The organism is Erwinia sp. INIA01 (assembly GCF_025947915.1).
Lineage (GTDB): Bacteria > Pseudomonadota > Gammaproteobacteria > Enterobacterales > Enterobacteriaceae > Erwinia > Erwinia coffeiphila.
The window spans coordinates 64,317-88,858 of sequence record NZ_JAPDNC010000015.1; the positions used below are offsets into that span (position 1 = coordinate 64,317).

At 52.8% G+C, this 24,542-nt stretch carries 31 protein-coding genes; 5 read left to right on the forward strand and 26 right to left on the reverse strand.

What is annotated here, in order from left to right; all coding sequences use genetic code 11:
* Positions 1-11 precede the first annotated feature (11 nt).
* Positions 12-308, reverse strand: a complete 297-nt coding sequence (traL, locus tag OMR58_RS22310; RefSeq protein ID WP_264546970.1) for a type IV conjugative transfer system protein TraL — start codon at positions 306-308, stop codon at positions 12-14.
* A gap of 8 nt (positions 309-316) precedes the next feature.
* On the reverse strand, positions 317-652 hold the full coding sequence (locus OMR58_RS22315; protein ID WP_264546971.1) for a type IV conjugative transfer system pilin TraA: 336 nt from the start codon (positions 650-652) through the stop codon (positions 317-319).
* 284 nt (positions 653-936) lie between these two features.
* Between OMR58_RS22315 and OMR58_RS22320 the strand changes: the two genes are divergently transcribed.
* Positions 937-2,232 carry a hypothetical protein gene (locus OMR58_RS22320; protein WP_264546972.1) on the forward strand — a complete coding sequence of 432 codons (1,296 nt, stop codon included), beginning with the start codon at positions 937-939 and terminating at the stop codon, positions 2,230-2,232.
* Positions 2,233-2,288: 56 nt separating this feature from the next.
* Here the strand turns inward: OMR58_RS22320 and OMR58_RS22325 are convergent, their stop codons facing one another.
* Positions 2,289-2,690: a relaxosome protein TraM gene (locus OMR58_RS22325; RefSeq protein ID WP_264546973.1), complete on the reverse strand. Its 402-nt coding sequence runs from the start codon at positions 2,688-2,690 to the stop codon at positions 2,289-2,291.
* A 425-nt stretch (positions 2,691-3,115) separates the two neighbouring features.
* On the opposite strand from OMR58_RS22325, the gene OMR58_RS22330 reads away from it, so the two are divergent.
* Positions 3,116-3,619 carry a lytic transglycosylase domain-containing protein gene (locus tag OMR58_RS22330; RefSeq protein ID WP_264546974.1) on the forward strand — a complete coding sequence of 168 codons (504 nt, stop codon included), beginning with the start codon at positions 3,116-3,118 and terminating at the stop codon, positions 3,617-3,619.
* 125 nt (positions 3,620-3,744) lie between these two features.
* Here the strand turns inward: OMR58_RS22330 and OMR58_RS22335 are convergent, their stop codons facing one another.
* The 5 genes from OMR58_RS22335 to OMR58_RS22355 form a co-directional block, all read right to left on the reverse strand.
* Positions 3,745-4,596, reverse strand: coding sequence for an LPD29 domain-containing protein (locus OMR58_RS22335; protein WP_264546975.1), 852 nt, complete (start codon positions 4,594-4,596; stop codon positions 3,745-3,747).
* A gap of 54 nt (positions 4,597-4,650) precedes the next feature.
* Positions 4,651-5,220, reverse strand: coding sequence for a hypothetical protein (locus tag OMR58_RS22340; protein WP_264546976.1), 570 nt, complete (start codon positions 5,218-5,220; stop codon positions 4,651-4,653).
* A gap of 680 nt (positions 5,221-5,900) precedes the next feature.
* Positions 5,901-6,209 carry a HigA family addiction module antitoxin gene (locus tag OMR58_RS22345; RefSeq protein WP_264546977.1) on the reverse strand — a complete coding sequence of 103 codons (309 nt, stop codon included), beginning with the start codon at positions 6,207-6,209 and terminating at the stop codon, positions 5,901-5,903.
* A complete protein-coding gene (locus OMR58_RS22350; protein WP_200563763.1) occupies positions 6,209-6,490 on the reverse strand; it encodes a type II toxin-antitoxin system RelE/ParE family toxin in 282 nt (93 codons plus the stop codon). Before OMR58_RS22350 ends, OMR58_RS22345 begins: the two co-directional genes overlap by 1 nt.
* A gap of 127 nt (positions 6,491-6,617) precedes the next feature.
* Positions 6,618-6,998 carry a hypothetical protein gene (locus tag OMR58_RS22355; RefSeq protein WP_264546978.1) on the reverse strand — a complete coding sequence of 127 codons (381 nt, stop codon included), beginning with the start codon at positions 6,996-6,998 and terminating at the stop codon, positions 6,618-6,620.
* Positions 6,999-7,097: 99 nt separating this feature from the next.
* Here OMR58_RS22355 and OMR58_RS22360 point away from each other — a divergent pair, with 99 nt between their 5' ends.
* On the forward strand, positions 7,098-7,361 hold the full coding sequence (locus OMR58_RS22360; RefSeq protein ID WP_264546979.1) for a hypothetical protein: 264 nt from the start codon (positions 7,098-7,100) through the stop codon (positions 7,359-7,361).
* Between the two features lie 276 nt (positions 7,362-7,637).
* Here OMR58_RS22360 and OMR58_RS22365 read toward each other — a convergent pair whose 3' ends face one another.
* The 18 genes from OMR58_RS22365 to OMR58_RS22450 form a co-directional block, all read right to left on the reverse strand.
* Positions 7,638-7,928, reverse strand: a complete 291-nt coding sequence (locus tag OMR58_RS22365; RefSeq protein ID WP_200564222.1) for a helix-turn-helix domain-containing protein — start codon at positions 7,926-7,928, stop codon at positions 7,638-7,640.
* Entirely contained in the window at positions 7,925-8,257 is a 333-nt protein-coding gene (locus OMR58_RS22370; RefSeq protein ID WP_105595824.1) for a type II toxin-antitoxin system RelE/ParE family toxin, read from the reverse strand. The genes OMR58_RS22365 and OMR58_RS22370 overlap by 4 nt, the downstream gene beginning before the upstream one ends.
* A gap of 100 nt (positions 8,258-8,357) precedes the next feature.
* Positions 8,358-8,948: a JAB domain-containing protein gene (locus OMR58_RS22375; protein ID WP_264546980.1), complete on the reverse strand. Its 591-nt coding sequence runs from the start codon at positions 8,946-8,948 to the stop codon at positions 8,358-8,360.
* Between the two features lie 614 nt (positions 8,949-9,562).
* The gene (locus OMR58_RS22380) at positions 9,563-9,772 is read right to left on the reverse strand and encodes a hypothetical protein (protein WP_264546981.1); all 210 of its coding nucleotides are present in this window, start codon (positions 9,770-9,772) and stop codon (positions 9,563-9,565) included.
* Positions 9,769-10,074, reverse strand: a complete 306-nt coding sequence (locus tag OMR58_RS22385; protein WP_264546982.1) for a hypothetical protein — start codon at positions 10,072-10,074, stop codon at positions 9,769-9,771. The genes OMR58_RS22380 and OMR58_RS22385 overlap by 4 nt, the downstream gene beginning before the upstream one ends.
* A gap of 41 nt (positions 10,075-10,115) precedes the next feature.
* Positions 10,116-10,361, reverse strand: a complete 246-nt coding sequence (locus OMR58_RS26090; protein WP_444861337.1) for a hypothetical protein — start codon at positions 10,359-10,361, stop codon at positions 10,116-10,118.
* The gene (locus OMR58_RS22395) at positions 10,358-10,705 is read right to left on the reverse strand and encodes a hypothetical protein (protein ID WP_264546983.1); all 348 of its coding nucleotides are present in this window, start codon (positions 10,703-10,705) and stop codon (positions 10,358-10,360) included. The genes OMR58_RS26090 and OMR58_RS22395 overlap by 4 nt, the downstream gene beginning before the upstream one ends.
* 93 nt (positions 10,706-10,798) lie before the next feature.
* Positions 10,799-11,179 (reverse strand): hypothetical protein, encoded by a 381-nt coding sequence (locus OMR58_RS22400; RefSeq protein ID WP_264546984.1) that lies wholly within the window; start codon positions 11,177-11,179, stop codon positions 10,799-10,801.
* A gap of 644 nt (positions 11,180-11,823) precedes the next feature.
* A complete protein-coding gene (locus tag OMR58_RS22405; RefSeq protein ID WP_264546985.1) occupies positions 11,824-12,042 on the reverse strand; it encodes a hypothetical protein in 219 nt (72 codons plus the stop codon).
* The gene (locus OMR58_RS22410; protein ID WP_264546986.1) at positions 12,042-12,566 is read right to left on the reverse strand and encodes a conjugation system SOS inhibitor PsiB family protein; all 525 of its coding nucleotides are present in this window, start codon (positions 12,564-12,566) and stop codon (positions 12,042-12,044) included. The genes OMR58_RS22405 and OMR58_RS22410 overlap by 1 nt, the downstream gene beginning before the upstream one ends.
* A gap of 100 nt (positions 12,567-12,666) precedes the next feature.
* Positions 12,667-14,661 (reverse strand): ParB/RepB/Spo0J family partition protein, encoded by a 1,995-nt coding sequence (locus OMR58_RS22415; RefSeq protein WP_264546987.1) that lies wholly within the window; start codon positions 14,659-14,661, stop codon positions 12,667-12,669.
* 740 nt (positions 14,662-15,401) lie between these two features.
* Complete coding sequence (locus tag OMR58_RS22420; RefSeq protein ID WP_264546988.1) at positions 15,402-15,638, reverse strand: hypothetical protein; 237 nt, start codon at positions 15,636-15,638, stop codon at positions 15,402-15,404.
* Between the two features lie 22 nt (positions 15,639-15,660).
* Positions 15,661-16,254 (reverse strand): methyltransferase, encoded by a 594-nt coding sequence (locus OMR58_RS22425; protein ID WP_264546989.1) that lies wholly within the window; start codon positions 16,252-16,254, stop codon positions 15,661-15,663.
* Positions 16,255-16,318: 64 nt separating this feature from the next.
* Positions 16,319-17,695, reverse strand: a complete 1,377-nt coding sequence (locus OMR58_RS22430) for a DUF3560 domain-containing protein (protein WP_444861342.1) — start codon at positions 17,693-17,695, stop codon at positions 16,319-16,321.
* Between the two features lie 676 nt (positions 17,696-18,371).
* Entirely contained in the window at positions 18,372-18,722 is a 351-nt protein-coding gene (locus OMR58_RS22435) for a hypothetical protein (RefSeq protein ID WP_264546991.1), read from the reverse strand.
* Positions 18,723-18,779: 57 nt separating this feature from the next.
* Positions 18,780-20,156, reverse strand: coding sequence for a DUF3560 domain-containing protein (locus tag OMR58_RS22440; protein ID WP_264546992.1), 1,377 nt, complete (start codon positions 20,154-20,156; stop codon positions 18,780-18,782).
* Between the two features lie 937 nt (positions 20,157-21,093).
* The gene (locus tag OMR58_RS22445; RefSeq protein ID WP_264546993.1) at positions 21,094-21,486 is read right to left on the reverse strand and encodes a plasmid partitioning/stability family protein; all 393 of its coding nucleotides are present in this window, start codon (positions 21,484-21,486) and stop codon (positions 21,094-21,096) included.
* 4 nt (positions 21,487-21,490) lie between these two features.
* Complete coding sequence (locus OMR58_RS22450) at positions 21,491-22,447, reverse strand: plasmid segregation protein ParM (protein ID WP_264546994.1); 957 nt, start codon at positions 22,445-22,447, stop codon at positions 21,491-21,493.
* A gap of 273 nt (positions 22,448-22,720) precedes the next feature.
* On the opposite strand from OMR58_RS22450, the gene umuD reads away from it, so the two are divergent.
* Together umuD and umuC are read left to right on the forward strand one after the other, a co-directional pair.
* Complete coding sequence (gene umuD, locus OMR58_RS22455) at positions 22,721-23,149, forward strand: translesion error-prone DNA polymerase V autoproteolytic subunit (RefSeq protein WP_264546995.1); 429 nt, start codon at positions 22,721-22,723, stop codon at positions 23,147-23,149.
* A 1-nt stretch (position 23,150) separates the two neighbouring features.
* Positions 23,151-24,422, forward strand: coding sequence for a translesion error-prone DNA polymerase V subunit UmuC (gene umuC / locus OMR58_RS22460; RefSeq protein ID WP_264546996.1), 1,272 nt, complete (start codon positions 23,151-23,153; stop codon positions 24,420-24,422).
* Positions 24,423-24,542: the final 120 nt, after the last annotated feature.

The window sequence follows — 24,542 nt, forward strand, 5'->3', positions numbered from 1 at the left end:
TCCGGGGAAGGTCAGGCGACCCAGTGCCGTTTAAAACTGTCAGGCAGCTTACTGATGAAAAACCGCAGGGGGGCGGTCGGCAGGCACCAGTAGGCAAGATTGAGAAGGTACTGAGAACCACGGCCCTTTTTCAGGTGGCGAATTCCGATGACAGACGCAAGAAGTGTGGGGCCGAAAATCCACATGTTGAGAAAAACCGCCAGCAGCGCCAGAGGCACATACAGGCAGAACTCATCAGGTGGCAGCCCCACAAAGCGTTTCTGCTCGGAAAACGTAGCCGGGTAGGCGTATCGGTTACGTTTATCCATAGGATCGACTACTTGGGTTGAGGGATGACCCCGAAGGCAACATTTACAAACACCAGAACCGCCGCAACACTGGCAAACATGGCCAGATTCTTGGTTTTGATGTACGTGAAGATACAGGCTAGAATTTCGAGAGTATACAAGATCCAGATAATTGTCGAACCACTTCCGAACGTATCCTGGATTGTAGTTTTCCCGCCCTTAAAAAGGTCTACTGCTTCTGCTTGCATCACCGGGGTGGACATAATGGCGGTGGCAGCTAAGATGCTGAATAAATTGACCTTCTTGCACGCTACCGCCACTGCCTTACGACAGGTTTTTAAAGACGAAAGAATCTTGCCCTTCATATGCACATTCCTCTGCATGGGATATAATGTTAAGGTTTTTCACTTAATTTAATTTCTGCTGTCACGCAGTACGACCCGAGTAATTCTTACTCTTTCAACCTCCCCTTACATTTCCGAACATAACGTTGCGACATCTGTCAAAAAACTTACGATTCCTTTGCTTCCTGACGCTTTTTTACGCTCAGAGGGTCTACACTTCAACATAACTTATTGATCTTGCTGATCAATTTTATTTATCGTTGCAGTGAAATTTTGAATCGATGATATTTAAGGTACTGACAGATATGGAGAAAAATATTAAACCCGCAGAATTAATAGTGAATGTTACCCATCCCGGCGGCACGAAAATTCAAATACATTCAGAAATACATCGCCGTGATTTAAGTATCATCATTAAACATGCGCTCTATCATTACGTCCGCAAGCTGGGCTGGATAAAAGCTGATCTGGATGGGCACGATTACTATGCCTGCCGCGTTGTACCCCTCCCCTTTCTGTATTCTTATTCCCTTAGTGCAGGAACAGCACTGTCAGAATCTTTTTATAATCGGGTCATCGGGACGGTGAAACTTTCAGCGGGATCGGCTGAACCTGAAATATGGATCGCCGTCAGTGCTGACTGGTTCTGTCCGTTTCCGGTGGCCGTGGTTAATTCCGCCCAGGCCCGGACACTCCAGAGAAAAAATGAACAGGCATTCCTGATTGAAGTGGCTGAAGAAGAAATTGCCCCTGAAATAAAATCAGCCGGCGACCACGAAGCTGCGGAAAAGAAAAAGAATTTCGCAGCCAGTATTAAGAAAGAGAAAATAATGGAGCGTTTCTATCAGGGCTGGTCTGTAAATGAGATTGCGGCTGACCAGTTATGCTCGGCGTCATCTGTTTATAAAACCGTATTCAGTAAAACGGGTGTTTCAGCGATGGAATACCGCTACAGAAGGTGGCAGCTGATATATGACCTCTACTGTGCAACACCCAGACGGTCAATGAAAGAGATCAGTGAAATCTGTAGTGTCAGTCACTCACAGATTTATCACGCCGTAAAGAAAGTGGCAGAGAGAGAAAACAAAGAACTCCCGAAAGAAAAGAGAGACAGAAAACTCTCTGAAAAGGATGTCGAAGAAATTAGGTTGAAACTGTCACAGGGAGCTCTCAGAAAAGAGATCCTTCAACAGTACGATATTACAACCATGACGCTGATTAAATATGTCGGTAAAGACCCGTCACAGAATATCATTCCAAAGGCATTTAAGGAAAAAGTCATCAGACTGAGGATGATGGGTAAAACCATAGAGGAAACGGCTGACAAGCTTGACGTAAGTATCCAGTACGTAAAAAAAGCCTGGAAAGAGGCAAAAGGAGATCCGAATGTTAAAAGACGGAGATTGAAATATGATAACAGGAACCCTCTTTCAAAGCGCGACAGAGATCAGGCAGTCAATGCTGTTCTGATCGGCGGTCATACCAGAAAGCAGATATATACGCAGTACGGAATTAATGCACTGACACTGCGCAGGTATATTCGTAAGGCGCTTGAAAAAGAAACTGAGGAAATCAGAGAAAAAAATCAGGAAAAAAAATAAAATCAATACTGAAGAAAATCGAGAACAGGGAGGCTTACATGCAGGCCTCCCTTCAATCACTTGAAGTATTCCAGAAGTTTTCCCGCTACCATTTGTTTCATTTCTTTTGGCCAGTCTGGTTCTAACAGACTGGCATTCCTGACAACTAAAGATTTATCGACGGTTTCTTTTGTTATCCCAAAGAGAGCATCTATCATAAAGCCATTTATAAGGGCATTTTTTGCAATCAGCTCCAACTTGTCATCCAGAGTTTTCTCCGCATCATCCTTGTTGATTTTATTTTCATATACTCTGAGTCCCAGCTTGAACATTTCCATAACGAATGCTGAACGGTTAGCCACATCTCGTGACTCACCATCTTCCAGTCTCTTCTCAACATGCATATCAACTTTTTCAAGCAATGAATAAGGAACGGTAAGGTACACCCTGTTTCTTTTTACTGCGTCATTGTCGTTCATATTTTAAATCCCACCATTCCAGTTTATCGATGAGGAGCATCAATCTCTGCCCCCAGACAATCGTCGTTTCTGATGCCTGAATACTGCCATGACTGGCCACCAACTGGCAACCACATAGCAACCTTAAAGCCACTCATAAGAAACTCGAAAGAAACCCACCGGAAGCTTGTGAATGTAATATGGTTATATCACATTGAAAATATTCAATATGCCATAATGCCTCCTTACAGCAACCATCCGGCCTGTTTTAAGATGCCATCTGGCAACCTTGATATTGTATGTTTTTTCTACGTTTTCGAGCTAAGTTAATGATATAACACAATATAATAGGCAAAATTTATTTTGCGAGTGGTGTGTCAAAATATCGACATCGTGATATTATAGTTTTGTACCTCGTCCATTTCCCTTTAAAAACCGGTGGCCTTATGCGATCTATTTTTCTTGCAATCGCCCTGCTGGCGTCAGGACTCAATATATCAAATTCTCTGGCTGACTGTTTTAATCAGGCTGGCCAGTGGTACTCAATCGATCCCGACTATCTGCGCGCTATCGCCTGGCAGGAATCCCGCTACAATCCGAAGGCCATCAATTATAACCGGGACGCGAAAGGTAAAATAACCAGTACCGATTACGGCATCATGCAAATCAATGACGCCACGCTCAGAAACTTCAGGAAAGAATACCCGGCACTCACCCCGGAAAAAATGCGGGCCGATCCCTGCCTCAACATTTATGTCGGTGCAATGGTGCTGAGAAGAAATTTCAATCAGTACGGAGCCGGGTGGCTTGCTGTCGGAATGTATAATGCAGGTGTTAAGAACAGGGAGATTACCATCAGGAATCGTTACCGTTATGCGATGCTCATCGATGGCCACTACAAAGATATCAGGGCTGGAAAAATTCCGCGTAAGATCATTGAGAGAAACTGACTGTCTGAATGGTTCAGTTTTCTTCTGACAGCTCTGCGATCTCTGGAACCGTTTCTGCTTTTATCCGGTTCGATGCCGGATAAAAACAGAAGGCGATAAAGGAGCCTTGCGGCTCCTTTTATAAATCACTCCGTAACCTCCATAACTCGTCTTATCTCGCCGTCAAAACCCTGACTGTGCCAGAAAAGCGCCTGCCCCGTTCTGTACAGTGCGCCTGATTTGTAATTCTCTTTATCAATTTTAACCCCTTCAAATTCTGCACCGTATTTCTTATGAATCTCCGAGAGTGCTTTATCGAGGATTGCATCGGTAAACTCCCTTTTCAGAGAAATATATCCCACGCCGCCATAAACCACATTGAAAGCAGAACGACAGGAGACGGACATATCCTGTGACGAATCAAAAAAGCTGTCCCTGTATTTTTCAGTAACGGATTTAACGTTTTCCTCAGTGGGTCCGTCAGTCCAGGAAACCGTGATGCTGTCATAATGATTTTTACGCACTGAAAATTTCACGCCGGGGAACTGTGATTTAAGTTCTTTTCTGATGTTTTTTGTAACCTGATTCGCGCCGGACTGTTCCTGTGTAAGATGACTGTATCGTTTATCTGTTTTCAGCTGAATACAAAGGTTTTCAAAAATCACCTTAGCTCTGTCAATCTGCTTACGCTTATTGTCTTCTACCTGAAGGCAGTGTGATACCAGCTGCTCCAGTTCATCCCCGGATATGACCTCATCTGTCACCGACCACTGCACACCGTGAAGAATGCTTTCAGGGAGACTTCGGGAAATGCTGCCATTAAAGAATGCAATATCAAATTTAGCATTTCCGCCACGCGTCATTATTCCTTTGACGGAACCGACTGTTTCCGGTTTTTGTTCACCCTCAATCGCGAAAACAGCCCCACGGCCTTTATTATAGAGATTCGTACTGACAACCTGGCCGACTACCAGAGGCTTTTGCAGAGTGTTTTTCATTATTAATGCCCTCCTTTAATTTTAATAAAACGGCCCGACCGGACCGTATGTTATTCAGAACGGAATATCACAGTCTTTCGGGTGCGCTGATGTGTCATAAAAATTGCGGTCCGGATGCAGAGCCTTCTCCAGTGGGATGTGTCCCTTTGCAACCGACGATGCGACATACAGATCCAGCCCGGCCGCCAGTGCTTCGTGCAGTTTTTCCATGAACACAGTGTTATTCCTGGTAAGGATCTCGAGCACCAGTCGCCGGTGAATGGCTGCCGCAGTAAAGAGGTTACCCAGCCGTTTATGGATGGTGCCGCTGCGGCTGATGATGTAACGCTCAGGCGAATTTATCCCGGTATCGTAAAGCGCCGATTCACTGCCTGCGCTTGACGTTATGCGTTTGAGTGAGGTTACATTCAGGGACATCAGCTCAGAGACTTCAGCCCGATCAAAAACCAGAAAATCACGCCCCCATTCACCATTTCGCGTCGGATAATAGAACCCTTCCCCTCTCATAAGTGAATCAGCCGATACCTGTAATTCCTCATCCAGACTGGTGGCATTCACACAAATTTTTTCCACCCATGTTTTGGAAGATTCAGAAGCGGCGGTGTTGACGTTATGTGTGTTCATGCTGGTTCTCCTTTCAGTGGTTATCTTCATGTTTCGGTGAGTTCGTCGCGGCAGAGGGCAAAGGAGCAACGCCGGGCGGGTGCTGCAGGGGCGCGCAGCGTGCATTTCACCCTTGCAGCAGCTGACCGGGGGTGCTACGACCAGCCCTCCGCGCCGGACTGGCCGGAACATGGCCACGGCAGCGGAGATGAGCAGGAACACACCTGCACGCCACAGCGTGCCCCTCAGCGGCCACGTCTTTATGTGGCCAGTGAACGCGCTGGCGCCAGCCAGCTGCAGAGCCCTGGACGTTCGCCATCAGACCCTAGCCGGGAGGCCCGAAACCCGTTTACGGGGTTCGGCGAAGCTTACCGGCAGGGCCGGTTAGCGCAGTGGGGCTGACGAGCCGGCTACGCCGGGGAGCCGGAGGGGGCCATACTGTGGTTTACGGTTTTGAAGGACGTTCAGCTGCAGCAGCTGCATGACGGGAGAAAGGAGATAAACAGCAGGAGAGGAAGAGGAAGTAAAAGCAGTACAGTAAAGATGATGCAGTCACACAGAAATAATCTCACGCGAACGGAGCAGAGCTGCGCGTCAGCGCAGCCTTTATCCGGTGACGGAACGGCATGCGGCAGTTTTCAGCCGGACGTAAACCCGCCCAGACCAGGCGGGGATAAACGAAATCCTTTAAAGGCCCGGCATCAGACTTTAGCGGCCAGATCCGGTCCCTGCCCCGGATGAAGCTCAACATGGGATACATCCGTAACTTCCCGCGCTTTATTAAGATCACAGGCTGCCTGCATCGCCAGCCAGAGCCTCGCTGAAATACCCAGACCGGCCTCCAGGCGTACCGCCATCTCCGCGCTGACAGACGTCTTTCCTGCCGCCAGTTTACTTAACGCAGCGGGTGAAACACCGAGACTTTTCGCCAGAGAACGCAGCGAGACATTGTAATCTTCCAGGTATTCTGTAATCAGCCCGCCCGGATGCGGGGGATTAAACATTGCCATCAGTGATAGTCCTCCAGATTGAGTATCCAGGCATCGCCATCCGTAAATTCAAATGTGATACGCCAGTTTGCCCGGACGGTGATCGAATAGATATTTTTCCTGTCACCCTTGAGTGGATGAAACCGGAAACCAGGATAGAGACGAAAATCATCGATCGACACGGCCTCATCGATCGCCAGCAGGCGCAGCCGGATACGATCCACGTCCTGAGCCTGAACGCCGCTGGCGTCGCCTTTCTCAAACAGTTTCTGAAGCCCTTTATGCTTCCAGCTTTTTATCACGTACTGCCTCCTGTTTCCTTCTGAGGAACATTATACCATACGTTTCTCAACGGGAAACACTTTCAATGGGTATGCCATTTCCCGGATATCAGGCAGGTAGCTTTATTGCATACCTGCCCGCACAGAGTCAGGGATGGTAGTACCCCACAATGAGGTCCGCGCGCAGAGACTTCTCGATACGATCCCACTCAGCCTCTCCTCCTTCTTCAAACGCAGAGGTCACCATTTTTTTGGCCAAAAGCCAGGCCGCCACAACAGCAGCCGGAATTAACGGACGTGGCACTGACCAGTCAGTGACTGAATCGCACACCAGATCAACGATGTGAAGAGCGGCACCGTCAATCAGTTCCAGTCGTTCAATGTGTAACATGCGTTCTTCTTTATCACAGAGTGACGCCAGAAAACGCATTTCTTCTGCCAGCTGTGGGGGGAAGTTACGGGTGTTGACCTGTTCAACCCATGTTTTGGAAGATTCAGAAGCGGCGGTGTTGACGTTATGTGTGTTCATGCTGGTTTTCCTCTCAGTGGTTATCTTCATGTTTCGGTGAGTTCGTCGCGGCAGAGGGCAAAGGAGCAACGCCGGGCGGGTGCTGCAGGGGCGCGCAGCGTGCATTTCACCCTTGCAGCAGCTGACCGGGGGTGCTACGACCAGCCCTCCGCGCCGGACTGGCCGGAACATGGCCACGGCAGCGGAGATGAGCAGGAACACACCTGCACGCCACAGCGTGCCCCTCAGCGGCCACGTCCTTTTGTGGCCAGTGAACGCGCTGGCGCCAGCCAGCTACACGCCCTGGACGTTCGCCATCAGACCCTAGCCGCAAGGCCCGAAACCCGCAGGGGTTCGGCGGAGCTTACCGGCACAGCCGGTTAGCATAGTGGGGCTGACGAGCCGGCAACGCCGGGGAGCCGCAGGGGGCCATACTGTGGTTTACGGTTCTGAAGGACGTTCAGCTGCTGCAGCTGCTTAACGGAAAACGCAAAAGCGAGAGCCGGCATAACAGAATGAGAAGAGAAGACGGCAGAGAGAGGAAGAAGAAGCGCAGGCGAAGGGGGAAAAACAGTGCGTCAGCACTGTTCCCCCCCGGGCCGCAGGCCCGCCCGCTTTGCCCGCTTCGTACCGGATTTCACGCACGGAGCAGACACCTGATCAGGCGGCCGCAGCTTCACTGATCTCAATATTAACGATATGCAGACCCGCATTAGCCAGCATAGTGATCAGTCTGTCTACGCTGAAAAGGGCGATTTTGCCCCGTGCCAGCTCTGAAATACGCGGCTGAGTCACACCGAGCGCTCTGGCGGCTTCCTCCTGGCTCAACCCGTGGCGGGCAATCCAGGCATTAATGATGGTCATCAGCTGAGAGCGGATTTTCATATTTTCCGCTTCTTCGTGGGTATCACTGATCGCATCCCATACGTTTTCGAAATCGTGAGTTTTCATTTATCCCGCTCCCGCGTCAGTTCCTTAAAACGTTTTCTGGCCAGTTGCACATCATGCTGACTGGTCGCCTGTGATTTTTTCTGGAAACAGTGGAGGACATACACAGCTTCTTCAAACTTCGCAACATACATCGCGCGGTAGATCCCATCCTGGTCTTTTACCCGGATTTCCCGCACGCCAGCACCAACGGTGGTAAATGGTTTCCAGTCATCAGGGTCCATTCCCTGCTGCACCCTGTCCAGCTGATACCCCATCTCTGTACGCATATCGTGAGGAAAGGCGCGAAGATCATCCAGACTGGTATCGATGAAGCTGAGTTTTTTTCTCATTACATATCCGCACATACGAAATTACGTATAATTATAGTACGCCCGCCCGGTTAAAGCTACCAGGTATCGACCCGGCAGCGCTGATAACCCGGCGGAAAGATTACATCAGCCCCCGGGAGGCCATCGATACGCAGGTGTTACCGGCGACGATGATATGATCCAGTACCCTCACATCAACCGCATTCATCACATCAACAATCTTTCGCGTAACCTCAATATCCTGCCTGGATGCTTCCTGATAAAAAGACGGGTGATTGTGAGCAAGGATCAGGGCTGCCGCGTTAAACGTCATAGCAGCACGCATCACTTCGCGTGGATAAATACAGGTAGTGTTGATGCTGCCGAGGAAGAGTTCGCGATATGCGATTAACTCGTTCTGGTTGTTGAGGAATGCCACGGCAAAGACTTCACGCTCGCTCCCCGCCAGTTTGGCCCTGAAAAACTCTTCAGCCACCTCATTCTTTGTGAATGCTGTACCCGACGGATAGCGAAGATCGATAACTTTTGCTGCTTCTGAAAGGATCTGCGAATGGGATGCCATAGCGTAATTACCCGCATCATCGCGGATAAATAATGAAGAAAGCAGGTTCTGATTGTTTTGATTTTCCACCCATGTTTTGGAAGATTCAGAAGCGGCGGTGTTGACGTTGTGTGTGTTCATGCTGGTTCTCCTTTCAGTGGTTATCTTCATGTTTCGGTGAGTTCGTCGCGGCAGAGGGCAAAGGAGCAACGCCGGGCGGGTGCTGCAGGGGCGCGCAGCGTGCATTTCACCCTTGCAGCAGCTGACCGGGGGTGCTACGACCAGCCCTCCGCGCCGGACTGGCCGGAACATGGCCACGGCAGCGGAGATGAGCAGGAACACACCTGCACGCCACAGCGTGCCCCTCAGCGGCCACGTCTTTATGTGGCCAGTGAAACGCGCTGGCGCCAGCCAGCTGCAGAGCCCTGGACGTTCGCCATCAGACCCCAGCCGGCAGGCCCGAAACCCGTTTACGGGGTTCGGCGGAGCTTACCGGCTCTGCCGGTTAGCGCAGTAGGGCTGACGACCCGGCAACGCCGGGGAGCCGGAGGGGGCCATGTTCCGGTGTGTGGTTTTTAAAGACGTTCAGCTGCAGCAGCTGCTTAACGGAAACCGCAAAAGCGAGAGCAGGCATAACAGAATGAGAAGAGAAGACAGCAGAGAGAGGAAGAAGAAGCGCAGGCGAAGGGGGAAAAACAGTGCGTCAGCACTGTTCACCCCCGGGCCGCAGGCCCGCCCGCTTTTAAACGCCCTGGCCTGGAAAAAAGGGGCTGTCGCCCCCTGATTCATCTTTCACTGACAAGCACAAAAAACAGGTGTCGCTGGTCCAGCAGAAAATCACGTGCTTTTGTTGTAATGCCAGGTCTGGCCGCCTCGCGGGTATACCGGTTGTAGGACTCACACTCGGCAGCGGTCATCACGTGGCCTGTGTAAGTGACATAACCCGCCTTCAGTGGATTTTGCAAAGCATAATCAAGCCGTTCCCGTATGTTCATCGCTGTTGTCCAGCTCCGCGCTGGTTATAGACGATCCTCCAGTCGCTGCAATCGTCCTTCACCGATATCAGCTCTGCCCTGACGACGTTTACAGCCACGTTATTCATCACCATGATGTGCTCTGTGACCGGGAACAGTGCAACGTCATTATCTACCGGGAACCACAGATCATTATTCGCTCCGCTCAGAACAGGATGCGAACAAAAATGGATTGCGCGTTTTCCCTGAAGGCGGGTTTCAATCACGGTGACAACGCTTCTTGCGCCATCCTGCACGGGTGCATCAGCCGGATTACATGTCATAATTTTCTCCTGAAAGCCGCCCCTCCGGGCGGCTGGTTGAATTACTGTGAATCGGCCAGGCTGGAGTAAACGGTTGTCATGAACTGCTGCCAGTGCTCAAAACTGATCGCCGGGACACGGGCAGGTTTATTTGCCTGAAGGTTATTTACAAACTCCTTCGCGTATGCGACGATTTTGTCGTCAAAAGTCATGGTTTTTCTCCACATTGATTTTTTGAGGCCGGATTTCGCTTTCTGAGGGCAGAGAATCCGGGATGGAATGAGCAGGCTTATGCCTGCTTTTTTCATTTCTGGCTTCTGTCGAATGCCTCCTTAATGCGTGCCAGAATGTCCGCGTGTTCCAGGTTGCTGTAATCACGCATCCGGTAATAGCTCGTACCGATCCGCGCATAAATTTCGGTCACGTTTCCGCAGTACATTTCCGCCATCATGAACGTTTCGCACTCCCCGTCTTCGCTGCAACGCCAGTTCATGGGATACATCAGCCCCAGGGCATCATGAAAGGCATGAACGTCGATTTGCTCTGGCTTTCTCACTGCTGCTTTTTCACGGCTCAGCCAGTACGCCATTTCAGCTTCCGCGCCCGGATTCATTGCCGTAACATCAGAAACTACGGTCATATTGATAAACATATTTCTCTCCTTCAGGTTAAGGGGGACAACACCACGCTGCCCCCGTGTAAAAATCAGTACCCGGCGGCCAGTTCACGCAGGGTTGTGCTGTTCTCACGGATGATGAAAGCCAACGATAAGGTCCGCGCGCAGTGATTTCTCGATACGACCCCACTCGGCTTCGCCTCCCTCCTGAAATGCAGATGTGATCATTTTTTTAGCCAGAAGCCAGGCGGCAACAACTGCGGCCGGGATCAACGGACGAGGTACGGACCAGTCAGTCACTGAATTGCACACCAGATCAGCGATGTGATGCCCGGCACCGTCGATCAGTTCCAGTCGTTCAATGTGTAACATGCGCTGTTCTTTATCGCAGAGTGACGCCAGAAAACGCATTTCTTCTGCCAGCTGTGGGGGAAGGTGACGGGTGTTGATCTGTTCAACCCATGTTTTGGAAGATTCAGAAGCGGCGGTGTTGACGTTATGTGTGTTCATGCTGGTTTTCCTCTCAGTGGTTATCTTCATGTTTCGGTGAGTTCGTCGCGGCAGAGGGCAAAGGAGCAACGCCGGGCGGGTGCTGCAGGGGCGCGCAGCGTGCATTTCACCCTTGCAGCAGCTGACCGGGGGTGCTACGACCAGCCCTCCGCGCCGGACTGGCCGGAACATGGCCACGGCAGCGGAGATGAGCAGGAACACACCTGCACGCCACAGCGTGCCCCTCAGCGGCCACGTCTTTATGTGGCCAGTGAAACGCGCTGGCGCCAGCCAGCTGCAGAGCCCTGGACGTTCGCCATCAGACCCCAGCCGGCAGGCCCGAAACCCGTTTACGGGGTTCGGCGGAGCTTACCGGCTCTGCCGGTTAGCGCAGTAGGGCTGACGACCCGGTAACGCCGGGGAGCCGGAGGGGGCCATGTTCCGGTGTGTGGTTTTTAAAGACGTCCAGCTGCAGCAGCTGCACAGCAGAAACAGGAAACACAGGAGTAAGAGAGACAGAGACGGAAAGACGGAGAAGAGAAAGCGCAGGCGAAGGGGGAATAACAGTGCGTCAGCACTGTTTCTCCCCGGACCTTCAGAGCAGTTGACCGGACCGGTTATCTTCCCGATCCCACAGACCGGCACAGACAGTTCTGTCAGGTGACTCAGAACGGGCCACAGCGTCTCCTGCTCCACTCCCAGAGCATGTTCAGCAGGTCATCGCGCGCGATCCTGTTATCCTGCCAGCGCAGCACCCAGGGCAGAACGGTGACCGGTGTTTTCAGCGCCAGTTCATTTTCGGCTTCCGTCAGCCTGATTTCCTCAGCTGACTGCCCGGTACCGGGAAACATTCCCCGGCACCGTCCTGACTGGTGTAGTTGCATTATTCCTGCTCCCCCTGGCACAGCACGGAGGCGATATTCCACGGCCGCCGGACGCCCTGAATAACCAGATCTTCCGCCTTCTGCAGCCGTGCGGAGATATCTTCCGGCCTGAACGTGTCTGCATTCCAGAAAAACAGTCCTGTCCGGTCGGTGTCCATCCAGATGAGGCCGTGCCAGAACGGTGACCGGTTCCCGGGACTGAAGATGTCGATGGTCAGATTTTTGCAGAGATCGTGCGTCAGTCTCAGGTGAACCGGGAAAACGCCGCCCCATTCATTGCGTGTTTCGCAGTCTGTTATCCACCTGTGGGACAGGGAAAGCTGCGACAGCACCGCATTACTCATCCGCAGGCGATATTCGTCACCGCGCTGCCGGTATTCTTCGTACTCCGCAGGTGAAAACGCCTGAAGCAACGCCAGGGTAAAGGGTTCATTCTCCGTCATATCGCAACGCTGACCGGCGGGCTTCTGTTCTTTTGAGGGTTTGACGAAATTACGTTTTGGTTTAGAATTTTTCGCTGACATATCTGGTTCCTCTTAACTGGCTTATGTCCGGCCCTGCGGAGTTACAGCTCCGGCAGGGCACCTCATATGTGTTAACGGTTTAACGGGCTTTATTTCTGTTTCAGGCGGCTTTATCGTCGTGACTGACACTGCCGTCTGTGACGTTTCCGGCGAGGGATGACTTCATCCATTCAGGCAGCCAGGTGGTTTCCTGCAGCACGTTCTCCGCCATCAGCGCCGCATCTTTTTTCTTCATCCCCTGCGCTTCTGTCGCCCTGTCTGTAAAACCTGCTGACGTCAGATCACTGCTTATCTGCGCCTTACCCGTGCGTGAGAAATAGTTTTCCGCCCCCGGCACCCACCACTGGCGCAGATCGAATTTCATCACGCTTTCAAGCAGGTCAAGTTCACTGGATTCGGTTTTGCCGTAGAGACGTTCCTGGACGCCATCGATGGAAAGTGCCGCGAGGAAGCCCAGCAGCGCACTGCGCCGTTCAGGCTCCCACCCGAGCAGCCAGTCGAAATTTTTATCCCATGACTTTGGCAGTTGTTCCTGCCAGCGTTTTTTCTCGGCCATAAGGAAGGCGTAAGCTTTACCGTTTTCGCCTGACAGGCTGCCGGAGCACGTCTGCCAGACCATGTTGTTGAGCTGCACGCGGGAAGGATCATTGCGGCCATGACGGCCAGAGAACACCGATCGGCACAGATGCCATACCATCAGCGAGACGGAGATATCGGCCTGAGTACAGAGTGAAGCCTGCACGGCCAGCGTACGTTCACAGGACAGCGCCTTCACCAGGGTGGCGGGGATACCGTCGATTTCTTTCGCCGGGGCTTTGTTCCGGGCCTCTTCTTCACTTTTTCGTGCAGCTTCGGCGGCCTGTTCTTCTTCCGGGATGCGGTACACTCCCCGCTGCACACAGGGTTTACCTTCATAAAAGAACACCACCACGCCACGGTCCTCATGCGGGTGATCGCGCCAGGCACTGACTTCAGCCGCATCCTGAACGGCCTGGTATTCCAGTCCGGCACTGCGCCGTTCATCTTCCGTTCCGGTTTCGAAAATGGCTTCCAGCTGCGAAAGCCGTTCCTGCTGTGCGTCCGTGTACTGTGCCTTTACCTTTCCGTCATACAGCCTGTACTGACGTGCATCGTCCCCCCAGTGCTTCACTTCAGACAGACGGCCCTCCCCCCATGTCCAGCCCTCGTCTGCGGCCAGCTGCTGTGCCATATCACCAAGTTTTTTAAACAGCAGGGTTTCAATCATGACCGGGTCGGCAAACCCTTCGCCGTCCTCACTGAACAGATCGATACGGATTTCCCCGCCTGCAGCGAGATATTCATCGCGTCCGATAAAGGCAAAACGGCTGTTCCCTGCGATCTGCGTTTCCCCTTCGGTGATCAGTCTGCGCAGGTATGAGGCGGGCGGTGTCCCTGAGAAAGCGCTTTTCGCCGCAGACCAGACCTGCTCCTGACGTTCGTGCGTCTCTGCCATAATCAGCGCCTGGCAGTGGTCGAGGGTGATGACATCCTCTGCCAGCAGCGTCAGTACGGAGGGAGTCAGCGCGGCCAGCTTCAGGCTGCGTTCCACATGACGGGAGCTGTATCCCAGCAGCCCGGCGATTTGTGCAGGGGTTTTCCCTTCAGCAGACAGGTCGCTGAAACCTTCAATCTGCTCTGCGGGATGCATATCGAGGCGTTTGCCGTTTTCGGTCAGTGAGACGGCTTTCGCCAAATTTTCCGGTACGATCAGAACGCTGATGTTCTGTTCCTGCGGCCAGCGGTTCTCACTGCTCAGCAACTGCAGGGCTTCCAGACGCCCGCCCCCTGCTGCAATCCCTATCTGACCATCAGTCATAAAGTGTCCAACGAGATTCTGCAGAAGCCCGACACCCGAAATACTGTCTGCCAGGCCGCGAATATGTGACGCCGGATGCTGTCGTTTACGTGCCTGATGGGGAGATTTGACCAGACGATCGAGCGTGGCCTGTTCAGTCACAGCGACTTTCAGGATCTGCTCCAGTGAAACCGTGCTGTCCTGTTTCTTCCTGCTCCCTTTTTTTGCTGATGATTCTGTAGGCTTCGTTGTCGCGCCTTTGATGTTCTGCTGAGTCATGCTGCTTCTCCTTCTGTGGGTTAAATGATGTTTCTGTGAGTATTCGCCGTCGCAGAAGGGGGAGAAGCCGTGCCGGGGAGCGCTGTCAAGGCCGCCGGAGGCGTGCATTTCAGCCTTGCCAGCATAGCGAGACGGTGTGGCGCACTACCCTGCGACGGAAATACCACAGGGACATCAGCCACTGCCGGGTGAGCAGGACGCAGCCCCGGACGCGGTACGCGCTCCGTCCTCAGCGGCCACGTCCTTTTGTGGCCAGTGAAGGCGCTGGCGCCAGCCAGCTGCACGCCCTGGCAGTCCGACATCAGACCCTAGCCGGGAGGCCCGAAACCCGTTCACGGGTTTCGGCGAAGCTTACCGGCAGGGCCGGTTAGCGCAGTGGGGCTGACGACCCGGCTCTGCCGGGGAGCCGAAGGGGGCGCAATGTTGTTGTTTTTCAGGTACAGGAAGGAAACCGGCAACAGCAGCAGCCAGGCAGAAACAGGAAAAGGTGCAGGAAACTAAGCAATAACAATATGACGGAGAACAGAGAGAGAAGAGAAGAGAAGACAGCAGAGAGAGGAAGAAGAAGCGCAGGCGAAGGGGGAAAAACAGTGCGTCAGCACTGTTCACCCCCGGGCCGCAGGCCCGCCCGCTTTTCAGCCGCGGCCCGGGGCAACATCAGCAGTCACGTCCGGCGGCACAGACCGGGTCAGCACCGCCAAAAATTAGCCGGGTAAGGACAATACCCGGCACAAATCAAATCAGGATGTCAGATCCTCTTTCATGCGATAAATCATGACCGCGAGGCACAAAAAGCCCGCAGACAACGACAGCAAGTTATCCAGAGATGAAGAGATATTATCAAAGGCATTGTCCCCGGCGGTGCCGTGTGTCGCCGTATAGTAAAACGTGAAGTTCAAGATCGTGGCGGCTGGCAGAAACATCCAGGTAAAGAATTTAGACATCATCCGGCCAGCAGACTTGTTTGATTTTTTCATAGCATTAATCCTTGTATGCAGTTCACTGATTCAGTGAATGAATGGCTGTATAAGGCGCATTAATGCGCACAATCATAGTCGATACATCCGTGTAAGAAAACGTCCCGCGCGGCAGCTCCTCATGATGAACAGCCATTTTGTACAGCTCCCGCTGTTGTCGTGGCCCGTTCGTGCAGACCGCGACCAGGCACCCGCCAGGGGAAAGCATCGTCAGCGCATGACGGATATGCTTTAAATCGGCTCCGTTGCGGAATGGCGGATTCATGATGATGCGGTCGTAAGGTTCAGCCGGCTGGTAGCTGAGAAAATCCCCGCAGCTGACCGGTACGCCGGGAAAAGCCGATTCCAGGTGCTGAACCAGCTCGTAATTAATTTCAACGCATTCACAGCGGGCCGCAGGCTGCGCGGCCAGGATGGCCCGGAGGATCGCCCCTGTGCCCGCGTTTGGCTCCAGAACCCGGTTACCGGGGCGGATATCAGCCAGCGTGACCAGTCTGTCACACACCGGTTCAGGGGAGACAAAAAGCTGGCTGTCTGCGTGTATCTCAGCCACCGGGTGCCGGGAACTGAGTTTCTGTTGCATCTGCGCGATGCGTTCTTTAAGTCCGGTCTGCATTCTTTTGCCCCTCAGAGTGAACCATTACGGAAGGTTTCCCGGCAAGGCCGGGAAACTCTGATTATCAGCGTGGAATGTCTACCGTTTTCATATCCGAAATGTAGATATATGAAAGGGAAAATCCTGTCATCATGGCGCGCCGTATACGATACGGTCCGTGTTCATCCGTAGCGGCCACCCCGCGCACAGATTTGTAATCACTGTGCTTTTTGCTCCATTCCTGTTTTGTCATGGTAATGAAGCCCTCACCCGGATAATTGACCATCGGCGGCCGTTTCGCGGCAACCTTTGCCGCTGCGGCGACTTCTGCCGTGGGGGCGGCATAATCCGTAATACGGTCGCGCCGGATAACGGTTGTGCCTTTACGGCCCATGAATGCGTATTCATTTGTGACCACAGAGCTGATTTCTCCGCCGCTGCGGTTGACGCGGATGATGGTCAGCCATTCACCCCGGCTCAGGACTTTACCGCCCGGAACCATGTCAACACCGGACGCCAGCAGGCTGCCGGTTTCGTCCAGCATGGCGCGCTCATACATCAGGCGATTACGGTAATGACTGGCCCAGCGGTTTTGCCAGTCGATTGTCCGCTGATGGACGCGAACACAGATTTCCCGTGCCTGTTCAGCGGTGATGATATCATCCGTCAGGGCTGACCATACGGACGTCTGGCCTTCATACTGGCTTTTATCAGCAGGGCGCGGGAATTGTTCCAGCGTGAAGCGGGCATAAACATGATCGCCGTTGGCGATTTTCAGCGCCATTTTCCGGTCCAGGGTTTCACATGACCAGAGTTTGATAAATAGCCGGGCGTTTTCAATATGGCGTTCCGATTTACGCAAATCGGCCTCTATTTTTTTGATACGGCGATAACGCACATCCGGGCGCTCTTTGTACGCTGCAAGGCGCAGGGATGCCTCTGCACGGCGTTCCCAGTATTCGGAGGTTTCAAACAGGTTTACCGCCCTGCGCATGCCGTTTTCGATACGCTGTGCGTGCTTACGTGCGCGGCGTTCGCTGTGGTGGCCCACCAGGATCGGCTGACCGAAAGGAATGGCGGAGGCAAGTTTATCCACTGCGGTGAGTTCCCGCTCAGATTCCGCAGCGCGTTTGACGCTGTAAACTTCGAAACGCTCCGCGCGTTCTTCCTGGCGTTCAAACAAAGACTGATCTTCATCTTCGATTTCGCCGGCCAGATCCAGCAGTAAATCCTCGCGGGAAGGTGTCCACATCGGGGCCACAAACAGCCCCTGTTTAGGCGCATATTTAAAGCCTGTGTTTTTTACGCGTGAGTATGTTTCTTCATCGAGACGTGAATCCGCGTACAGACGTAACTTATTGTCATCAGGGGAATAAGTGGCCCGATATTCCGGCCCTGCGATTTGAAAATCTGATGATTCTGTAGGCTTCGTTGTCGCGCCCTTGATGTTCTGCTGAGTCATGCTGTATCTCCTTCTGTGGGTTAAATGATGTTTCTGTGAGTATTCGCCGTCGCAGAAGGGGGAGAAGCCGTGCCGGGGAGCGCTGTCAAGGCCGCCGCAGGCGTTCATTTCAGCCTTGTCAGCATAGCGAGCCGGTGTGGCGCACTACCCTGCGACGGAAATACCACAGGGGCATCAGCCACCGCTGGGTGAGCAGGACGCAGCCCGGACGCGTTACGCGCTCCGTCCTCAGCGGCCACGTCCTTTTGTGGCCAGTGAGCGCGCTGGCGCCAGTCAGCTGCATGCCCTGTCAATCCGACATCAGACCGTGGCCGGGAGGCCCGAAACCCGCAGGGGTTCGGCGGAGCTTGCCGGCCCTGCCGGTTAGCGCAGCAGGGCTGACGACCCGGCTCTGCCGGAGAGCCGAAGGGGGCGCAGGGTTGTTGTTTTTCAGGAACCGGAAGGAAACCGGCAACAGCAGCAGCCAGGCAGGAACAGGAGCAGGAAACCAAGCAATAACAATATGACGGAGAACAGAGTGAGAAGAGAAGACAGCAGAGAGAGGAAGAAGAAGCGCAGGCGAAGGGGGAATAACAGTGCGTCAGCACTGTTCATCCCCGGGCTGCAGGCCCGCCCGCTTTTCTGTCGCGGCCGCACGCCAGCACGGGGCCGGATGAACCTGCCCCGTACCGGTTATTTAAAAATCGAACGCCAGTTCATCTGAATAATTGTGCCCGGCTGTTTCCAGGAGGGATGAAAACGGGCGTCCTTCGTCTGTTATTCCTGTTTGCCTGCACAGGTGCATCAGATTACACAGCAGATCTGCAATAGCAGTCTCCGCCTCTTCCTGCCGGTTAAGCCCGGCACGCCCGGCGAATAACCAGACCGCTTCTACAGCGGCAATAGCCCGACGGGTGTTATCAAAATTCTGGACCCCTTCAAGGGCATGATCGGCCAGAGCCGCGAGATGTTCGATAACGGTAATCCCTACCGGCGCGGCCTCACAGCGCTGGCGGCCATCTGCTGGCGGGTTGTGTTCTGAAGACATGGTGAACCTCCTGTAACCGGGTCATGCTTCCCGGGCAATGCCGGGGAACGATGTGCATCAGCGCGGAATTTCTACTGTTTTCATATCCGAGATGTAGACGTATGACAGGGAATAACCTGTCGTCATGGCCCGCCGGATCCGGTAAGGCCCGTGTTCGTCAGTTGCGGCCACCCCGCGCACGCTCTTGTAATCAGCGTGTTTTTTTCTCCATTCCTCTTTCGTCATCGTAATGAAATCTTCATCTGGGTAGTTGACGATGGGCGGGCGCTTGGCAGCAACCTTAGCGACTCTGGCCTCTTCTTCAGTCGGGGCGGTGTATTCCGTGATGCGGTCCGGCGTAATAACTGTGGTCCCCTTCCGGCCCATAAAGGCATATTCCGGCGTAACCACGGACGTAATTTTTCCGCCGCTGAGGTTAACGTGGATGATGGTCAGCCATTCGCCCCGGCTTAATACTCTGCCGCCCGGAACCATATCTGTGCCGGAAGAAAGTACGCCGCCGTTTTCATCAAGCATTGCGCGCTCATAGGTCAGCCGGTTGCGGTAGTGGGCCGCCCAGCGGTTCTGGCGGGCAATCGTGCGCTCATGCCAGGGAATGCAGATCCCTCGGGCCTGCTCAGTGTTGATGATTTCATCCGTCAGGGCGGACCAGATGCTGCGGTAACCTTCATACTGGTTTGTCTCCCGCGGGTATTTCTCCAGGGTAAAACAAACGGAAATGTGATCGACGTTGGCCAGCGTGAGTGCCATCGCCATGTTGAGGTTTTCCGACGACCACAAACGAATAAATTTCGTAGCGTTATCGATCGTCCTTTCAGCTTTTCTCAGGTCGGCCTCTATTTTTTTGATACGGCGCCAGCGCACATCAGGGCGCTCCTTATAGGCCGGCAGCCTCAGTGACGCCCCGGCGCGCCGGTCCCAGTATTCGGACGTTTCAAACAGGCTGACCGCGCGGTGCATGCCGTATTCAATGCGCTGCGCATCTTTACGGGCACGGCGTTCACTGTGATGGCCAACGAGATTCGGCTGCCCCAGGGGAATAGAGGAAGAAATCCGGTCAACAGCGGCCAGGGTCTGATCTGAATCGGCGGCGCGTTTAACGCTGTAACTGCCAAAGCGCTCTGCACGTTCTTCCTGGCGATCAAACAGACTCTGATCGTCGTCTTCAATATCGCCGGCCAGCTCCAGCAACAAATCCTCCCGGCCCGATGTCCACATGGGCGCGACAAACAACCCCTGTTTTGGTGCATATTTAAAGCCTGCGTCTTTAACACGTTTATACGTCTCTGCATCGAGGCGTGAATCTGCGTACAGACGCAGTTTATTGTCATCCGGGGAATACGTGGCGCGGTAGCCCTGCTCTGGGATTTCATATTCATTTTCAGATGCATTTGTAGGCTTCGTTGTCGCGCCCTGGACGTTGATGTGTGACATGTTATTTATCTCCTGTAGGTTAGATGATGCTTTTGTGAGTATTCGCCGTCGCAAAAATACCAGAACCACAGTCAGGAGCGCTGACAGGGCCGCCGCAGGCGCTTGTAACAGCCTTGTCAGGTTGAGCGAGTGACTGTGGTCTGATGGCATGCGACGGTACGAATGCCTCACGAAGGCTGATGAACACAGGGATAAAGTGAACATGTCACAACGCCGGAACAGCTGGCGCGTCAGCGATGGCTGTTCCGGGCAGGAGAGCACCGGCAGCGGTATCGCCGGTGCGGTTAACGCGCTGGCGCACGCCAGCTGCAGGGGTTGATTTCAGACATCAGACCCCAGCCGCAGGCCCGAACCCCGCAGGGGTTCGGCGGAGCTTCCGGCGCCGCCGGTTAGCGCAGTCGGGCTGACGACCCGGCCACGCCGGGGAGCCGAAGGGGGCCACCGGGTGAGTTTTCAGAAATAAGAAAAGAACAGTGCGGGAAAATGAATTACCTGGAGGACAATAACCCGCACCAGGTCAGTGAGTGACTAATTTCTGGAGATACAATTATTTCTCAGACAAATATACTTATATTTACTGCCAGCAGGAACGGACACTTCATCACCGGGTTTATAAACATCAAAGTTTCCATTAGCGAGGTAGACAGTCCCGTCGTCCAGTATTATCCGGATCTTCTTTCCAGATACGAAAGAGTCAGACTCGGTATTGATATCTTTAAGTTTTCCTACGGTTTTCATTGGTAACTCATCTATCTAAGTTACATCAAAATAACCGAAATAGGTTGCTACTGCATAGAATATAACCAATACAAATGGAATCATAACCGCTTGTGAACGACTCATTTACAGCTCCTTAAGTGTTTGAGATAGCACTTCCCTGCCCATATCATCTACAGAAAATATAGATGTATTCCCTGTCACACAGATACACCTCAGATTACTGTGATGGTTTCTTTCCGAACATCGCCTGGGCATTTTTTCGGGTTATTTCGTCATCATCTGCAGCATCCTTACTGCCTTTATCATCCGCGATACTGCCGGAAGAACCGGGTTGCTCCGTGGCGGATGCCGGTGTAACCGCACCCTTCGGTAAAACCACAGAGATAACCTGCATGATCTCGTCATGAGACGTTGTTTCCGTCAGCAGCTCGCTGAGCAAAAAAGGCAACCGGGGATCGATTTTGTGCAGGGCAAGCCCGGCCAGCATCGATGCCCGTTGTAACCTGCCCCGCTCCCCCTGCGGAACGGCGTCTAAAGCCGCGCTTGCAAACCTGTCCGCCTGAGTGTTAACCGGGTTGATATAGAAAAGAATTTTACGGCGATTATCCATCAGCTTATCCGATTGCGAACATCCCGTTTACGAGATCAAACTGGGACGTCGTTGATTTATAGAAACGTTCTCTTCTCAGATTACAGTGATCACGCAGTGCATCAACGATGATTTCACTGCCACCGCCAATAACCAGCACATGTGAGTATCCACTGAATGTACTGACAACATCCAGGACCCGGCGTGTGAGCAGCTGTTCAGACTCCTTAAGTGCGCTCATGATGTCCGGCAAACGCGTCGTATCATTAACCCGGTTAGCGATATAGTTGCCGTCATGGCGATGAATAATAATGTCATCTGCCAGATAACTGCTCCCCGGTGTTCTCGCGGCTCTGAGTGCATCTTTAACCGCCGTCGTCATCATACTGACACCCACCGTTGAATCCCCGAAAATGCGAGATATACCGGACATTTTCCCCATAACCTGTGAGATATCGAGCGTGGTTCCCCCCAGGTCAACAATCAGCAGTGATTCAAGGGGATCAAGGTCATTCAGAATACTGAATCCCGCCGGAATGGATTCAGGCATCACATCCACATTTGTCACCGTGAACGTCTTTCCTCCGTTCAGGGTTACCGGCCGCATGAGGCTGTTTTGCTTACGCTCAATAGCGTCTGTATTGGGCTGGTTGTTGCGATCGTAATACTCGCTCAACGGCAACGTAACGGTGATATCAACCTCACACGGGGCGATCCCCGTCTGCAACAGGGCATGATGCACCGCCACGACGTTAACATCACTGTACTGCCAGGCAATGTTAGTCGTGATAACAGCATCCGGCGTGACAGGGTCAAACGAGAACTGCGCGCCGTTCATCACATAGTTAAATACGGGTGAACCGAACGGCACAGACCATTCACGTTTAAAGCTGTTAGGGCTGCTGAGCGTCTTCTCTATACCCCCGGCATCCACCCACTTCATTTTGATATTTGTTGAACCGTCATCAACGAAAATCTTCATTTATGTATCCCGCCTTGTTTGAGATTTTACTGACACCTGAAGATGCCAGCAATGAGAAAAATCAGAGAACAAGAGATATATTAGAGAAAAAAAAGAGAAAAACAATCACAAAGCAGCGATAAATGAGATTAACTAGAGAATAATCAGAGAAAGTTTTGTCAAAAAATCGTGAATTCGACCTGGTGCAGTGTTTTAGTCACCGCGCATATTGTGCTGGGGAAAATCGTAGATATACTAATACACTGTATATTTAAACAGTATTAAGGAGGGGTTATGTGTGATGTAAAACTCCATGCGGCATCCGCGTCCCCGGAAGTGCTTTTGCTGCCTCTGTTCGCTGACAGGATTCCTGCGGGATTTCCCAGCCCGGCGCAGGATTATGTTGAGGCTGAACTGGATCTCAACTCGTACTGCATCAGGCATCCGACAGCGACCTATTTTTTACGTGCATCCGGTAACAGCATGGCTGATGCCGGCATGAAAGATGGTGATCTGCTGGTTGTTGATAAATCGATAACGCCGGAGCACGGAGACATTGTCATTGCGGCAATAGATGGTGAGTTTACCGTGAAGCAGCTGCAGATCCGGCCGCGTCTCGCATTGCGCCCGATGAATTCAGCCTGGCCTCCCCTGTATCCTGATCCAGATACGCTGGAAATTTTTGGCGTGGTAACTCATTTCGTGCATACAACGAGGAATTAGCATGTTTGCGCTGGCCGACGTCAACAGCTTTTATGCCTCATGCGAGCAGGTATTCCGCCCCGACCTGAAAGGCCAGGCTGTTGTCATTCTCAGTAACAATGACGGCTGCGTGATCGCGCGCAGCGCAGCCGCAAAGCGGCTCGGCATCAAAATGGGCGTACCGTGGTTTCAGCTCAGGAGTCAAAATTTCCCGCAGCGCCTGCATGCGTTTTCGAGCAATTACGCCCTGTACGCGAACATGTCCGCACGGGTGATGAACATACTTGAAAGCCTGGCTCCGCGCGCAGAGGTCTATTCGATCGATGAGTGTTTCCTGGATATCACACGCATTGACAGCTGCATTGATTTTGAAGAGTTTGGCCGGCAGGTCCGGCATAAGGTACGGGCGCACACCGGTCTGACCGTAGGCGTCGGGATGGGACCAACAAAAACCCTGGCCAAGTCGGCTCAATGGGCTTCCAAGGAATGGCCGCAGTTCGGCGGCGTACTCGCACTGACCCCCGGAAATCCCCGCCGCACTGAAAAACTTCTGTCACTGCAGCCGGTAGAAGAAATTTGGGGATGTGGCCGGCGCATCAGTAAGAAGCTGGAGGCAATGGGTATCAGAACTGCGCTGGATCTGTCCCGCGCGAATACCCGGTTTATACGCCGCAACTTCAGCGTCGTGCTGGAACGTACGGTGCGTGAGCTACAGGGTGAGGCCTGTATTGGTCTGGAGGAAAACCCGCCGGCAAAGCAGCAGATTGTCTGCAGTCGCAGCTTTGGCGCCCGTATAGAAACCTATGACGAACTGCGCCAGGCAGTCTGCAGATACGCTGAGCGTGCAACGGAGAAGCTGCGCGGAGAAAGGCAGTTCTGCCGGCATGTATCCGTGTTTATCAAGACATCTCCATTCAGCCCGCATGAACCCTATTATGCCAATGCTGCCGGCGAGCAGCTGGTACTGGCAACACAGGATACCCGGGACGTGATCGCCGCTGCGGTCAGGGGCCTGGATAAAATCTGGCGGCCGGGTCATCGCTACGCTAAAGCCGGGATCATGCTGAACGATTTCAGTACCAGCGATCAGGCCCAGCTGGGATTATTTGACGACAGCACCCCGCGGCCCGGCAGCGCTCAACTGATGACTGTAATGGACAGCATCAACAACTCCGCACTGGGAAATATCTGTTTCGCAGGCCAGGGGATTAAGCCGGAATGGCAGATGAAGCGCGATATGCTTTCTCCCGCGTGGACAACACGGTGGGCAGAGATCCCACGGGCGAAACTTTGATAGTGCCATGACGTGCTGCGCACCATTTTGTTATCTTGTTATCTTGTTATCTTGTTATCTTGTTATCTTGTTATCTTGTTATCTTGTTATCTTGTTATCTTAATTAAATTTTAAATCATA